This window comes from Pseudomonas sp. MM213 (genome assembly GCF_020423045.1).
In the GTDB taxonomy this organism is placed as follows: domain Bacteria; phylum Pseudomonadota; class Gammaproteobacteria; order Pseudomonadales; family Pseudomonadaceae; genus Aquipseudomonas; species Aquipseudomonas migulae.
In genome coordinates this window covers 2,656,620-2,671,063 of sequence record NZ_CP081943.1, presented here as the reverse complement: position 1 = coordinate 2,671,063, position 14,444 = coordinate 2,656,620, and the positions used below count along the sequence as shown (strand labels likewise).

Genomic DNA, 14,444 nt, shown 5'->3' with positions numbered 1-14,444 from the left:
ATACGCCAATTACCCCACGAATTACGCCAAGTATGCCCAAGTCTATTCATGTGCTCGCCTTCACCAACGTGCAACTGCTCGACGTCACCGGGCCGCTGCAGGTGTTTGCCTCGGCCAATGACATTGCCCGCCAGAAAGGCTTGCCGCCGCCCTACGCGCCGACGGTGATTGCCAGCGGCGGCGGGGCGGTGACGTCGTCGGCGGGCTTGGTGCTGGTGGCCGAACCGTTGCCCGGGCAGGGCAGCGACACCCTGATCATTGCCGGCGGTTGGGGCGTTTATGCGGCGGCGGAGGATGAGGCGCTGGTGGCTTGGGTGCGTGAACATGCGGCGGGGTGTCGGCGGGTGTCATCGGTGTGTACCGGGGCGTTTTTGCTGGCGGCCAGCGGTTGGCTCGATGGCCGGCGGGTGGTCACTCACTGGACCCGTTGCGAGCAGTTGGCGCAAAAACACCCGCGCTTGCGTGTCGAACCCAATCCAATCTTTATCAATGACGGCCCGGTCTGGACCTCGGCCGGCGTCACTGCCGGTATCGACCTCGCGCTGGCCATGGTCGAAGAGGACCTCGGTCGCACCATGGCGCTGGAAGTGGCGCAGCAGTTGGTGGTGTTTTTGAAGCGTCCGGGCGGTCAATCACAGTTCAGCGTGACCCTGTCGTTGCAAAAGGAAGGCAACCGTTTCGACGATCTTCACGCCTGGATCAGCGAAAACCTCACCATGGACCTGGGCGTTCCGACCCTCGCCTTGCAGGCTGGCATGAGCGAACGCAGCTTCGTCCGTCACTACCGCGCCGACACCGGCCAGACGCCCGCGCGGGCCATCGAACTGATTCGGGTCGAGACGGCGCGGCGGTTACTCAGCGATACCGGCGTGCCGATCAAACGGGTCGCGGTGCAGTGCGGGTTTGGCAGCGAAGAGACGTTGCGGCGCAGCTTCCTGCGGGCGATGGGCGTGACGCCGCAAGCGTATCGGGAGCGGTTTTCGGTGAGTTCCGAGGCAGATCAGCCTTCCGTTTCCATGACCTGATTGAAGTACTTCGCCCGATCCGGCGTAAACGTCACCACCATTCCGGTTCGCGAGCAGGCCAATGCCCGTTCTTCAGCCAGGTCAACGTCCAGGTCTTCCCCGCGCAAACCTTGCCACTGGGCGAGGTATTTGAGGGATCCGTACTTTTCGAGTTTCTTCAGGCTGCGGCTGACGCCCCCTTTCCAGCCCAGCACCGGCAGTTCACCGGCCAGGCATTGTTGGGCCATTTCGGGAAAGCGGGCGGCGCGTTGGCGGCCGATTTCCCAGCATTTGATCAGGCCTTTGTCGGGGCCTTCCCACAGTTCATCGCGGTTCAGGCCGGATCGGAGTGGGGTGTCGATGCTGCGGTAGATGCGCTGGCTCATTCAGGTTCCTTGAATTCGGGTTTTGTTGGACAGCTCCGCTGTACCCGTTGAGGAGGGATGTTAGGTGGGGATGTAATGAGTGGCAACAAACGATTTTCCGGGGGGGGCGGTTTTGTTTAGTGCTTGTAGGTGTGTGGGCCACAGAGCCTTAGTGTTTTAGCAGGCGGACCGAGTTAACGTTCATCGCCAGCAAGCCGGCTCCTACAGTGGACCGAGTCCTTCCAGAAGAAACGCGATCAACTGTAGGAGCCGGCTTGCTGGCGATAGGGCCTTCACATTCAACCAACATTTCGCCGCTTCCACCTTAAGCGGCCATATGGCAACTTGCAGGCCCTTGTCGAGAGCCGAGCCATGGCCAACCCCTACCGCGAACTGTTCAAAGCCCCGGGCAGCCGAGCCTTTGTGCTGGCCGGGATGATCGCACGCATGCCGATTTCCATGACCGGCATCGGCCTGATCACCATGCTCTCGCAATTGCAGGGCGGCTACGGATTGGCCGGTGCGGTGGCGGCGACGTTTGCCTTGGCCACGGCGTTTTGCGCGCCGCAGGTTTCGCGGCTGGTGGACCGTTTCGGGCAGCGTCGGATTTTGCCGGTGTCGGCACTGATCGGTGGCGGCGCGTTGTTGCTGGTGTTGTTGTGCACGCGTTTGCAGGCGCCGCAATGGACACTGTTTGTGTTTGCCGCGCTGGCCGGTTGCATGCCGAGCATGTCGGCGATGGTGCGGGCGCGCTGGACCGAGGTCTATCGTGGCCAGCCGCAACTGCAAACCGCGTACGCCCTGGAGTCGGTGCTCGACGAAGTCTGTTTTATTGTCGGGCCGCCGCTGTCGGTAGGCTTGTGCGTGGTGGTGTTCCCCGAAGCGGGGCCATTGGCGGCACTGTTGATGCTGGCGATTGGCGTCACGGCGTTCGTTCTGCAACGGGACACCGAACCGGCGATACATCCCCATGAAGAACACCATCAGGGCTCGATCATTCGTTCCAGCGAGATTCAGTTGCTGATGCTGTTGATGGTCGCCATGGGCACCATTGTCGGCGTGGTGGATGTGGTCAGCGTGGCCTTCGCCCAGCATCAAGGGCAACCGGCGGCGGCGAGCATTGTGTTGTCGGTGTATGCCATCGGTTCATGCCTGGCCGGTTTGGCGTTCGGCGCGTTGCGCTCGAAAGTGCCGCTGCCGCGACTGTTTCTGTACGGCGGGGTGGCCACGGCGGTGACCACGTTGCCGTTGCTGCTGGCGACCAATATTGTCGGGTTGGCGCTGGCGGTGTTCGTCGCGGGTCTGTCTTTTGCGCCGACGCTGATTGTCGCCATGGCGTTGGTGGAACGCATCGTGCCGCCGGCCAAACTCACCGAAGGCCTGACCTGGCTGGTGACGGGGATGAGCATCGGCGTGGCGATTGGCGCGGCCAGCTCGGGTTGGCTGGTGGATGCGTTTGGCGCGCGCAGCGGGTTTTGGGTGGCGATTGCGGCGGGGGCGGTGGTGCTTGGTTCCGCGGTCCCAACCTATCGCCACCTTAGGTAAGTATTCATTCAGTGACTTCTCGCTGTCTTCTTCGCGGGCAAGTCGGATCGCCGCCCGCTCGCTCCTACAGGCTTCAGTGCGTCCTGTAGGAGCGAGGCTTGCCCGCGAAGGCGTCATCACCGTCGACTAATTCCCTGCGGCGCTCATCCGTTCTCTTTACAGACAACTTTTCGAGGTAAGCCCGGTGACCCAGCTGACATTGCTGTGCCTGCCCTATTCAGGCGCGAGCGCCATGGTTTACAGCCGCTGGCGAGGTAAGCTGCCGGAGTGGCTCAAGCTGCAGCCGGTGGAACTGCCGGGCCGTGGCGCGCGGTTCGGCGAACCGTTGCACACCGACATGCGGCGCCTGGCGCTGCAACTCGCCCAGGAACAGAAAGCCACGCTCAAGGCGCCGTACGCGCTGTTCGGCCACAGTCTCGGCGCGTTGCTGGCCTGTGAAATGGCCCGTGCCTTGCGCTCGCTGGGTTGCCCGGAACCGGTGGCGCTGTTCGCCTCGGGCACCGCTGCACCGACGATGCGGGCTGATTACGATCAGGGTTTCGCCGATCCGAAAACCGATGCCGAGCTGATCGAGCAACTGCGCACGCTCAATGGCACCAGCGAAGAAGTGCTGGCCAATGAAGAGCTGATGAGCCTGACGCTACCGATCCTGCGCGCGGATTTCCTGCTGTGCGGCCGTTTCGAGCCGATCCAGCGTCCGTTGCTGAAATGCCCGGTGCACGTGCTCGGCGGCAAAGAGGATCGCGCAACCACCGAACAGCTGATCGGCTGGAGCAAGGAAACCCACGGCAGTTTTTCCGTGGACATGCTGGCCGGCGGTCACTTCTTCATCCATGAGCACGAAGCCAAGGTGCTGCGCGTGATCAAGGACCAGCTCGACGTCCACCATCGCCGGCACGCCATGGCCGCGACTGCCTAATACAATCTCAAGATCACCTATCCCCCTGTGGGAGCGAGCCTGCTCGCGATTGCGGTGGTTCAGTCAACATCAATGTTGAATGATGGACCGCAATCGCGAGCAGGCTCGCTCCCACAATGATTTTTGGCGGTCCACAGACCTCGATCCACCTCCCCGCTGACACTTATTCTCATTCGCTAATTTTTCCGGTCTGCATTCGTTTTATAGGGACGACGTGCCTTTGTGCTTCCCGCCACTGATCCGGATGCTTAGAAATGAATGCTGATGACTCCTTGAAACTTGCTCGCCGGTTTATCGGGTTGCCCCTGGAAAAGCGCCAGATGTTCCTTGCGGCCTTGCAAAAGGAAGGCATTGATTTCGCCCGGTTCCCCATTCCTGCCGGCGTCGAGGCCGAGGATCGCCAGGCGCTGTCATATGCCCAGCAACGCATGTGGTTTCTCTGGCAACTGGACGCGCAAAGTGGTGCCTACAACCTGCCGGGCGCGGTGCGTTTGACCGGTGCGTTGAACCTGTCGGCGCTGGAACAAGCCTTCGTCAGCCTCGTGGCACGTCACGAAACCCTGCGCACGGTGTTTCAGCGCCAGGCCGACGACACCTTGCTGCAAGTGCCGGCCAGCGCGCCGCTGATCATCAAACACGTGGACTTCAGCGCCTTGCCGGAAACGGAGCGCGAACGTGCCGTCGCCCAAGCGGCCGAACAGCAATCGGTGCTGCCCTTCGATTTGTCCGTCGGCCCGCTGCTGCGGGTGACCTTGCTCAAACTCGCCGAGCAGGAACACGTCCTGCTGCTGACCCTGCATCACATCGTCTCCGACGGCTGGTCGATGAACGTGCTGATCGACGAGTTCATCCGCTGCTACGACGCCTTCGAGGCTGGTGCACAACCGCAACTCGCGCCGCTGCCGATCCAGTACAGCGACTACGCCTTGTGGCAACGCCGCTGGCTGGAGGCGGGCGAGCAGGCGCGCCAACTCGATTACTGGCAAGCGCAACTCGGCGATGAGCACCCGGTGCTGGAGTTGCCCACCGACCACTCGCGTCCGGCGATGCCGAGTTATCGAGGCACACGCTACGAATTCGCCGTCGACACGCAACTGGCCGAGCAACTGCGCACCACCGCGCAGAAACACAACATCACCCTGTTCATGCTGTTGCTCGGTGCGTTCAACGCGCTGCTGCATCGCTACACCGGGCAGACCGACATCCGTGTCGGGGTGCCGATTGCCAACCGCAACCGAGCGGAAATCGAAGGCCTGATCGGCTTCTTCGTCAACACCCAAGTGCTGCGCACCCGGCTCGATGGCCACACCCGCGTTGACGATCTGCTGCGCGCCATCAAGGAGACTGCGCTCGGTGCCCAGGCCCATCAGGATTTGCCGTTCGAGCGTCTGGTCGAAGCGCTGAAACTGGAGCGCAGCCTCAGCCACACGCCGCTGTTCCAGGTGATGTACAACCACCAGCCGCAGGTCGCGGACATGTCCAGCATCAGCACCGCGTCCGGCCTGGTGCTGGGCGCGATCGAGTGGGAAGGGCGCACCACGCAGTTCGACCTGACCCTCGACACCTATGAAAAGGGCGGCAAGCTGCACGCCGCGCTGACTTACGCCAGCGACCTGTTCGACGCGCCGACCATCGCGCGCATGGCGCAGCACTGGACGCGGCTGTTGCAGGCAATGGTGATCGACACACATCAGCGGGTCGGCGAGCTGCCGATGCTGGCGGCGGATGAACAACAGGTGCTGGTGCATGACTGGAACCGCACCGCCGAAACCTATCCCGTCGAGCAATGCATTCATGAACTGATCCACGCCCAGGCCTTGCGCACACCCGAGGCGCCGGCGCTGGTGTTTGGCGACCGTCAGCTGACTTATGCACAGCTCGATGCACGCACCAATCAATTGGCGCATTACCTGCGCGAGCAGGGTGTCGGCCTCGATGTGCTGGTGGGGATTGCCGTTGAGCGTTCGCTGGAAATGGTCATTGGCCTGTTGGCGATTCTCAAGGCCGGCGGTGCTTACGTGCCGCTCGATCCGGAATACCCGGCGGAACGCCTGGCCTACATGATCGAAGACAGTGCGATTGGCGTGTTGCTGACCCAAAGCGCCCTGGCTGGCACGCTGCCGACCGAGGGCATCAAGGTCATCGCACTGGATCAGGACGAGGACTGGCTGGACGGTTACAGCGAAAATTGCCCGCAGGTGTCGGTGAATCCGCTGAACCTGGCCTATGTGATTTACACCTCCGGTTCCACCGGCAAACCCAAGGGCGCCGGCAACAGCCATGCGGCGCTGGTCAACCGTTTGTGCTGGATGCAACAGGCGTACGGGCTGGACGGCAGCGACTCGGTGTTGCAGAAAACCCCGTTCAGTTTTGATGTGTCGGTCTGGGAGTTCTTCTGGCCGTTGATGACCGGTGCCCGTCTGGTGGTGGCGCCGCCGGGTGCGCATCGCGAACCGGCGCGGTTGATCGGCCTCATCGGCGAGTTCGGCATCAGCACCTTGCACTTTGTGCCGTCGATGCTTCAGGCGTTTATCCACGAACCGGGCGTAGAAGCCTGCACCAGCCTCAAACGCATCGCGTGCAGCGGTGAAGCCCTGCCGCTGGATGCCCAGCTTCAGGTGTTCGCCAAACTGCCGGGCGCCGGGTTGTTCAACTTGTACGGGCCGACCGAAGCGGCCATCGACGTGACCCACTGGACCTGCGTTGACGAGGGCGCCGACAGCGTGCCCATCGGCCGGCCGATTGCCAACCTGCGCACCCACGTTCTGGACGCGCAGTTGCTGCCGGTGCCGGCGGGCGTGGCGGGGGAGTTGTACCTGGGCGGCGCTGGTCTGGCGCGCAGTTATCACCGGCGTCCGGGGCTGACGGCCGAGCGATTTGTGCCGTGCCCGTTCCATGACGGCGCACGCCTGTACCGCACCGGCGACCGCGTGCGCCAGCGTGCCGACGGGGTGATCGAATACCTCGGCCGCCTCGACCATCAAGTGAAACTGCGCGGTCTGCGTATCGAGCTGGGGGAAATCGAAACCCGTCTGATGCAGCATCCGCTGGTGCGCGAGGCGGTGGTCCTGGTGCAGGGCGGCAAACATCTGGTGGCGTACCTGGTGCTGGAAAGCGCCGAGGCGCAGTGGCCGGAAACCCTCAAGGGCTGGCTGCTCAAAAGCTTGCCGGAATACATGGTGCCGACCTACCTGATGCCGCTCGATGCCTTGCCGGTGACCGCCAACGGCAAACTGGACCGCAAGGCCCTGCCGCAACCGGACGCGGCGCCGCAACAGGCGTTCGTCGCGCCGCAAGATGCGATGCAGATGGCATTGGCGCAGATCTGGCAGGACGTGTTGGGCCTGGAACGTGTGGGCCTCGAAGACAACTTCTTCGAACTGGGCGGTGATTCGATCATCTCCATTCAAGTGGTCAGCCGCGCCCGTCAGGCCGGCATCCGTCTCAGTCCGCGCGACCTGTTTCAGTACCAGACCGTGCGCAGCCTGGCGCTGGTGGCGGCGTTCGACAATCGCAGTGCCATCGACCAAGGGCCGGTCAGCGGTGAGGTGATCCTGACCCCGGCGCAACACTACTTCTTTGAGCAGGCCATCGCGCAACCGCAACACTGGAACCAGTCCTTGCTGTTGACGCCGCGCGAGGCGCTGAACCCGCAAGCACTGGAAGCCGCGCTGGTGACGGTAATCAACCATCACGATGCCTTGCGCCTGCGGTTTGCCGCGAGTGTCGATGGCTGGCAGCAGTCTCATGGACCACAGGTCGAAACGACCGGATTGTGGCAGCGTCACGCGGCGTCGACCGAGGCGTTGACGGCCCTGTGCGACGAAGCACAACGCAGCCTCGATCTGGCCGATGGGCCGTTGTTGCGCGCGCTGCTGGTCAGTCTCGACGATGGCTCGCAACGTCTGCTGCTGGCGGTCCACCATCTGGCGGTGGACGGCGTGTCCTGGCGGGTGCTGCTCGAAGACCTGCAGCAGGTCTACGCGCAATTGGCGGGTGGCAGCGCCGCAACGTTGCCGGACAAAACCAGCGCTTATCAACACTGGGCCAAACACCTGCAAGCGCATGCCCGCACGCTGGATCAACAACTGCCTTACTGGCAGGCACAACACGCCGATGCCCGCGACCTGCCGTGTGAAAATCCGCTGGGCAGCTTGCAGCATCGTCACGGCCACAAAATCGAATCGAAGCTCGACGCCGGGCTGACGCGGCAATTACTGCAAACGGCGCCGGTGGCCTATCGCACTCAGGTCAACGACCTGCTGCTGACCGCTCTGGCGCGGGTGATCTGCCGTTGGACCGGGCACAACTCGACGCTGATCCAGCTCGAAGGCCATGGCCGTGAAGACCTGTTCGACGACCTCGACCTGACGCGCACCGTGGGTTGGTTCACCAGCCTGTTCCCGGTGCGCCTGCAACCTCACGCGCAAACGGCGAACACGATCAAGGCGATCAAGGAGCAACTGCGCGCCATCCCCGACAAAGGCCTGGGGTATGGCCTGCTGCGTTACCTCGGCGAACCGGCCCAGCGTGAAGCGTTGCAAGGGTTACCGGCGCCACGGATCACCTTCAACTACCTCGGCCAGTTCGACCGCCAGTTCGATGAAGACGCACTGTTTGTACCCGCAGCGGAAAGCGGCGGTCAGGCCCAGGGTGACGATGCACCGCTGGCCAACTGGCTGACGCTGGAAAGCCAGGTCTATGGCGGTCAGCTCTCGCTGCAATGGGGGTTCAGTCGCGACATGTTCGCCGACGGCACCGTTCAAAAACTGGCCGACGCCTACACCGAAGAACTCACTGCGCTGATCGAACACTGCTGCGCCACGCCAGCGGGGCAGGTCACGCCGTCAGACTTCCCGTTGGCACGGATCAATCAGGCGCAGCTGGACGCCTTGCCCGTCGCCGCCCCGGCCATCGAAGACATTTATCCGTTGACGCCGATGCAGCAGGGCATGCTGTTCCACACCTTGTATGAGCCGCAGGCCGAGGCCTACATCAACCAACTGCGCCTGGATATCCAGGGGCTGGAACTGGCGGCCTTCGGTCGGGCGTGGCAGGCGGCGATCAACCGTCACGACATTCTGCGCAGCAGCTTCCACTGGTTGGGCCTGGAAGCTGCGCATCAGGTGATTCATCGCCAGATCGACCTGCAATTGCAGGTGATCGAAGCGGCCGATATCGACCTCGATGCACTGGCCGCCGAGGAGCGCAGCCGTGGTTTCGAACTCAGTGCCGCGCCGCTGTTCCGCCTGATGCTGGTGCGCCAGAGCAGCGACGCCTGGCACCTGATCTACACCAGTCATCACATCCTCATGGACGGCTGGAGCAACGCACAGTTGCTCGGAGAGGTGATTCAGCATTACGCCGGGCAAACACTGGCCAAGCCTTTGGGGCAATACCGCGACTACTTGGGCTGGATTCAGCAGCAGCCACCGGCGGCGGGCGAACAGTTCTGGAAACAGGCGCTGGCCGCGCTCGAAACCCCGACCTTGCTGGCGCAAGCCTTGCCGACGCCGGTCGAAGGGCGCGGCATGGGCGAGCATCACCTGACGCTCGAAAGCGCCGCCATGCAGCGTCTGGCAGAGTTTGCCCGGCAGCAGAAAATCACCCTCAACACCTTGTTGCAGGGCGCATGGGGCCTGCTGTTGCAACGCTACACTGGCCAATCGTGCGTGGCGTTCGGCGCTACGATTGCCGGGCGATCCGCACCGTTGCCGGGTATCGAGCAACAGTTGGGCCTGTTCATCAACACCTTGCCGATCATTGCCACGCCGTCGTCCGCGCAACCGGTCAGCCAATGGCTCAATGAGTTGCAAGCGCTGAACCTGAGCCTGCGTGAGTTCGAGCATGTGCCGCTCTACGACATTCAGGGCTGGGCCGGGCAGCAGGGCAATGCACTGTTCGACAGCTTGCTGGTGTTCGAAAACTTCCCGGTGGCCGAAGCGCTGAAGCAAGGGGCGCCAGCGGGACTGACCTTCGGCGCATTGCGCAATCACGAAATCACCAGCTACCCGCTGACCCTCGGCATCGAAGTCGGCGCCAGCCTGCGTCTGGAATTCAGTTTCGACCGGACCTTGTTCAGCGCCGCGCAGATCGAGCGTTTGAGTGCGAACCTGCTGCATGTGCTGGAACAGTTCGTTGCGCAGCCGCAGCAGGTATTGGGCGCCGTCAGTCTGTTGGACGCGAAGCAAACAGCGCAGGTATTGCTGGGCTCGCGTCCCGCCGCGCCGCAGCTGGACAGTCCGCTGTTGGCGCATCAGCGTTTCGAGCAGCAAGCGGCCCGCACGCCCGATGCATGGGCCGTAATTGCCGGCGACGAGCGACTGACTTATGCACAGCTCAACGCCCAGGCCAACCAGCTCGCCCATCGCCTGCGCGAACACGGCGTGGCGCCGGGGCAACGGGTCGGCCTGTCGGTGCGGCGCAATGCACAGATGATCGTCAGCCTCATGGCCATCCTCAAGTCCGGTGCCGGTTACGTGCCGCTGGACCCGGACTACCCGGCCGAACGCCTGGCCTACATGATCGAAGACAGCGGCATGGACCTGCTGCTGGCGCAACCGGAGCTGCTGAACGATGTCGCGCTGCCGGAAGGCTTGCCGCGCCTGGCGCTGACAGAGGCGTCGCTGGCCGGCTATTCCACGGCCAATCCGGTCAACCTCGCCTGTGCCGAAGACCTCGCATACCTGATTTACACCTCCGGTTCCACCGGGCGGCCGAAAGGCGTGTGCCTGGCCCACGCCGCGCTGCGCGAGTTTTGCGTGATTGCGGCGGACTATTCGCAACTCAGCGCCGACGACCGCGTGCTGCAATTCGCCACGTTCAGCTTCGACGGCTTTGTCGAGCAATGCTACCCGCCGCTGTGCGTGGGCGCGGCGCTGGTGTTGCGCGGCGATGAGCTGTGGGACACCGACACCTTGTACCGGCAGATCATCGAACAGGGCGTGACCCTGGCGGACTTGCCGGCGGCCTACTGGTATTTGCTGGCCCAGGAATGGGCCGCGCAGCCTCAGCGCGACAAAGGTCGGTTGCGGCAGGTTCATGTCGGCGGCGAAGCCATGTCACTGGAGGGCCTGAAGCTCTGGCATGCCGCCGGTCTCGGCGACGTACGCCTGCTCAACACCTATGGGCCGACCGAAGCCACCGTGGTTTCCAGCACCCACCTGTGCACCTTGGGCGATACGCAAAACCTGATCGGCGTGCCGATTGGCCGCGCCTTGCCCGGTCGGGCGTTGTACGTGCTGGACACCGAGGGCCATCTGCTGCCAACCGGTTGCGCGGGCGAGTTGTGCATCGGCGGTGATGCCGGCATTGCCCAGCACTATCACCAGCGTCCGGGTTTGAGTGCCGAACGCTTTATCGCCGATCCGTTTTCCACCACGCCGGGCGCACGTTTGTACCGCAGCGGCGACCTGGCGCGGTATCGCGAGGACGGCGCGCTGGAATACCTGGGACGCATCGACCATCAGGTGAAAATTCGCGGTTTCCGCGTTGAACTCGGTGAGCTGGAAGCGCACCTGCAAGGCTTGCCGATGATCAGCGAAGCCGCGGTGCTGGTGCACGAAGGCGTCGGTGGCAAGCAACTGATCGGTTATGTGGTGCCGGTGTTGCCGAACGCTGATTCGCGTCAACTCACCGAGACCGTGCGCCAGGCTTTGGGCGAGCGTCTGCCGGACTACATGCTCCCGGCGCAACTGGTGGTGATGAGCGCATTGCCGCTCAACCGCAACGGCAAACTCGACCGTGCGGCGCTGCCGGCACCCGAAGTCTGGGAAGCCGTGGCCGGCACCGCACCGCAAGGTGAGCTGGAAATCGAGCTGGCGCAGATCTGGCAGCAGGTGTTGCAGGTTGCCCGTGTCGATCGCGAAAACAGCTTCTTCGAATTGGGCGGCCATTCGTTGCTGGCCACGCAGATCGTCTCGCAGATTCGTCAGCGACTGGGCCTGTCGGTGAGTTTGCGCAGCCTGTTCGAACACCCGCGCCTGCAGGATTTCGCGGCTCAGGTGCAAGGCCTGCGGCACGCCGCCAATGTCTGCGAACGCCCGGCGCTGGTGGCGGATCACTCCGGCGAACGCCAGCCGTTGTCCTTTGCCCAGCAGCGGTTGTGGTTCCTGTGGAACCTCGAGCCCGACAGCTCGATGTACAACATGCCCGGCGCCTTGCGGTTGCGCGGCGCGTTGAACCTGTCGGCGTTGCAGCAAACCTTCGAAACCCTGGTGCAACGCCACGCCGTGTTGCGCACCACGTTCTATGAGGAAGACGGCCAGGCCTGGCAGCGGGTACACGCCGAACTGCCGCTGGATTTCGCCATCAACGACCTGCGGCATTTGCCGGCCCCGGACGTCGAAGCCGCGCAGTTGGCCCGTGAAGAAGTCGCCCGGCCGTTCGATTTGCGAAACGGGCCGTTGCTGCGGGTGCGGGTGTTGCAGGTCGCGGATCAGGAACATGTGCTGCTGCTGACGGTGCACCACATCGCGGCGGATGACTGGTCGTTCCGGATTCTGATCAATGAATTCGTCACGCTGTACCCGACCCTCAACCGGGGTGGTGTCGCGCAGTTGCCGGAGCACAGCGTGCAATACGCAGACTTCGCCAAATGGCAGCGTCAGTGGCTGGAGCAGGGCGGCGAGCTGCAACGTCAGCTCGATTACTGGCAGGCGCGCCTCGGCCAGCCGCAAGCCGTGCTGGAGCTGCCGGGCGACGGCGATCAGCGTCAGGCGCAGGAAGGCGCCAGCCAACATTTCACCTTGAATTCGACCTTGAGTCAGCAGTTGCGCGACTTCGCCCAACAGCGTGGATTGTCGCTGTTCATGGTGCTATTGGCCGGCTTCACCCTGGTGTTGCGTCAGCGCACCGAGGTCAGTCGCGTGCGCATCGGCACCGATATCGCCAACCGAAATCAAGTTGAGCTTGAACAAATGGTCGGCTTCTTCGTTAACCAATTAGTGCTGCAAGTGGAGGTCGATGCCGACCAGGCTGCCGGGCAACTGTTGCAAGCCTGTCGCCGTGCGGTTCTGGAGGCTTCGGACCATCAGGACCTGCCGTTCGAGCGATTGGTGGAAGCGTTGCGCTTGCCGCGTCGGGCCGGGCGTTCGCCGTTGTTCGACATCAAGTTGATCTATCAGGAAGGCGTCGGTCGCTTGCCCTCCATGGACGGCTTGTTGGTCGAGGACTTCCCGTCGGGCCGGCAAGCTGCCGAGATCGGCATGGTCGCTGCGTTCTACAACGAGGCCGAACACATTCACCTGAGTTTCGAAACACCCGCCGGGCAGTACTTGCCGAGCACGCTGCAAAGCCTGTTCGAACAAATCGAGGCGGTACTGCAAGCGTTGTTGCGCGCCGACGAGCTGACGGTCAGCGATCTGCTGGAACTGGCCACCGAGGTGCAGCGCCGTGCCGATGCGCGATTGAACGAGCAGCGCAAGGCGTTGCTGGGCGGGCCCATGGCGATCAAGCGTCGTCGCGGCACGCCGGCAACGCAAGGCGCGGCGGACTGATTCATTGCGGCGGTGCCAACCGGGCGCCGCCGTCATCATTTTCTGGAGGGGTTTATGACTGTTTCAACCACCAAGTCCATTCCCAAAATCGGCCGCGGTGCGCGCAAGAGCCTGTCCACCGACCCGACCCGGCTGGTGAGTTTTGCGCCGATGTTCGACGGTGCCAGCATGCCGCTGGTGTGCCGCCCGGCAGTGCCTGGTGTGAGCCTGGTGGAATGGGCGACGGAGAATCGCGCCCTGATCGAAAGCAAGCTGCTTGATCACGCGGTGATTCTGTTCCGTGGCTTCCAGGTGGCCGACATCGCCGAATTCAACCGCTGCGTGGCGGCGATTTCCGACGGCGCCCTGGAGTACCTGTTCCGCGCCTCGCCACGGACCCAGATCACCGGTCAGTTCAAGATCTACAGCTCCACCGATTACCCGGCGGCGGAGAAAATCTTCCCGCACAACGAGCATTCCTATTCGCCGGTGTTCCCGCGTCACCTGTACTTCTACTGCGACACGCCCTCGGCCACCGGCGGCGAAACACCGTTCGGCGACACCCGCGAAATCCTCGCGCGAATCGACCCGGCCGTGCGCGAGGAGTTTCAGCGTAAACGCATCATGTACGTGCGCAACTACGGCGACGGCATGGGGCTGCCATGGCAGACCGTGTTCCAGAGCGAAGATCGCGGCGAAGTCGAAGCCTACTGCGCGAAGATCGGCATTCAGGCCGAGTGGAAGTCCGGCAATCGCCTGCGCACCCGGCAAAACGGCCCGGCCATCGTGCGCCATCCGCTGACGGGCGAGCGCATCTGGTTCAACCACGGCACCTTCTTCAACGCGCTGACCCTGCCGGACAGCATCCGCGACAACCTGCTGCGTGAATTCGGCCCGCTGGACCTGCCGCAAAACACCTTCTTCGGCGACGGCTCGGCCATCCCCGACGACGTCATCCGCCACCTGCAAGGCATCTATCGCGACGTGATGGTCGAGTTCGCCTGGGAGAAGGGCGACGTGGTCCTGCTGGACAACATCCTCAGCGTGCATGCGCGCAACGAATTCACTGGCTACAGAAAAATCCTCACGGCCATGGCCATCGCGCAGAAAAGCGCCGACCTGGATCAGGAATAAG

At 63.2% G+C, this 14,444-nt stretch carries 6 protein-coding genes; 5 read left to right on the top strand and 1 reads right to left on the bottom strand.

Annotated features, from left to right (window positions below; translation table 11 throughout):
• Positions 1–32 precede the first annotated feature (32 nt).
• The gene (locus K5R88_RS12070; protein ID WP_226300023.1) at positions 33–1,025 is read left to right on the top strand and encodes a GlxA family transcriptional regulator; all 993 of its coding nucleotides are present in this window, start codon (positions 33–35) and stop codon (positions 1,023–1,025) included.
• Here K5R88_RS12070 and K5R88_RS12065 read toward each other — a convergent pair.
• On the bottom strand, positions 1,001–1,390 hold the full coding sequence (locus tag K5R88_RS12065; protein WP_226300022.1) for a hypothetical protein: 390 nt from the start codon (positions 1,388–1,390) through the stop codon (positions 1,001–1,003). The two genes, K5R88_RS12070 and K5R88_RS12065, sit on opposite strands and share 25 nt — an antisense overlap.
• A gap of 351 nt (positions 1,391–1,741) precedes the next feature.
• On the opposite strand from K5R88_RS12065, the gene K5R88_RS12060 reads away from it, so the two are divergent.
• From K5R88_RS12060 to K5R88_RS12045, 4 genes are all read left to right on the top strand, one after another.
• A complete protein-coding gene (locus K5R88_RS12060) occupies positions 1,742–2,914 on the top strand; it encodes an MFS transporter (RefSeq protein WP_008039951.1) in 1,173 nt (390 codons plus the stop codon).
• A 184-nt stretch (positions 2,915–3,098) separates the two neighbouring features.
• Positions 3,099–3,833, top strand: coding sequence for a thioesterase II family protein (locus K5R88_RS12055; RefSeq protein WP_226300021.1), 735 nt, complete (start codon positions 3,099–3,101; stop codon positions 3,831–3,833).
• Positions 3,834–4,087: 254 nt separating this feature from the next.
• Positions 4,088–13,330: a non-ribosomal peptide synthetase gene (locus K5R88_RS12050; protein ID WP_226300020.1), complete on the top strand. Its 9,243-nt coding sequence runs from the start codon at positions 4,088–4,090 to the stop codon at positions 13,328–13,330.
• Between the two features lie 54 nt (positions 13,331–13,384).
• The gene (locus tag K5R88_RS12045; protein ID WP_226300019.1) at positions 13,385–14,443 is read left to right on the top strand and encodes a TauD/TfdA family dioxygenase; all 1,059 of its coding nucleotides are present in this window, start codon (positions 13,385–13,387) and stop codon (positions 14,441–14,443) included.
• Position 14,444: the final 1 nt, after the last annotated feature.

Bases quoted from the DNA above. Each gene is read 5' to 3' on its own strand.
- K5R88_RS12070 (WP_226300023.1), top strand. From the start codon at position 33: ATGCCCAAGTCTATTCATGTGCTCGCCTTCACCAACGTGCAACTGCTC.
- K5R88_RS12065 (WP_226300022.1), bottom strand. From the start codon at position 1,390: ATGAGCCAGCGCATCTACCGCAGCATCGACACCCCACTCCGATCCGGC.
- K5R88_RS12060 (WP_008039951.1), top strand. From the start codon at position 1,742: ATGGCCAACCCCTACCGCGAACTGTTCAAAGCCCCGGGCAGCCGAGCC.
- K5R88_RS12050 (WP_226300020.1), top strand. From the start codon at position 4,088: ATGAATGCTGATGACTCCTTGAAACTTGCTCGCCGGTTTATCGGGTTG.
- K5R88_RS12045 (WP_226300019.1), top strand. From the start codon at position 13,385: ATGACTGTTTCAACCACCAAGTCCATTCCCAAAATCGGCCGCGGTGCG.